This is a genomic window from Mesorhizobium argentiipisi (SeqCode), from assembly GCF_037179585.1.
GTDB classification, from domain to species: Bacteria; Pseudomonadota; Alphaproteobacteria; order Rhizobiales; family Rhizobiaceae; genus Mesorhizobium; species Mesorhizobium argentiipisi.
The window spans coordinates 1-712 of record NZ_JAPYKO010000085.1 but is presented as its reverse complement, the minus strand read 5'-3'; the positions used below and the strand labels follow the sequence as shown (position 1 = coordinate 712).

Annotated in this window: 1 protein-coding gene; it reads right to left on the bottom strand. The window is 62.8% G+C overall.

The features are described from left to right. Positions 1-680 (bottom strand): IS5 family transposase (locus O7A05_RS34030; RefSeq protein ID WP_337097788.1); only part of this gene is annotated, 680 nt, incomplete at its 3' end. Positions 681-712: the final 32 nt, after the last annotated feature.

The following is a 712-nucleotide window of genomic DNA, read 5'->3' as shown; positions in this document are numbered from 1 at the left end:
TGATCGCCATAGGCCGCCTTCTCGTCGCCGCAGATCAGCTGGTCGGCCGGCTCGGTGTCGGTGAGCGAGGCGTCGCTCACCTCGACGCGCCGGATGATGGTGTGCGCCTGGTCAGCGCCGATGTGCATCTTGTAGCCAAAGGTGCTCTTCTTGCCCTTCTTGCCCCAGCGCGCATCCTTGTCGGACGACGGCTTGATCGGACCATGATGGCCCTTCTTGGGCTGCTTGGGCGGGCGGCCGCGGGCCTGCAAGAATGTGGCATCGACCAAGGTACCGCGCTTGACGATCAGGCTCTTCGCCTCCAGTTGGCGATTGATCTCCTCAAAGATCTTGTCGATCAGACGCTCGCGCGTCAGTTCCTCGCGGAAACGCCACAGCGTCGAGTGATCAGGCGTGCGATCCGAAAGGCTGAAGCCGGCAAAGCGGCGGAACGACAGCCGGTCCCGGATTTGCGCTTCAAGCGCGGGATCGCTCAGCCCATGCCACACGCCCAGCAGCAAACAACGCACCAGCGGCTCGGCTGGATAGCTGGTGTTGCCAGAGCCAGGACCGCTGCGATGACCAAGCAAGGTTCGGATCGGCGCCCAGTCCAGTTCCTTCGCTATCAGGTCGAAGATCGTCTCATCCGACGCCGCAAAACCGTCCGCTAGGCTCAATTGGCCAAGCACTCGATCGACCATCGCGAATCCCTCCTCGCCGGATATCCGCATGG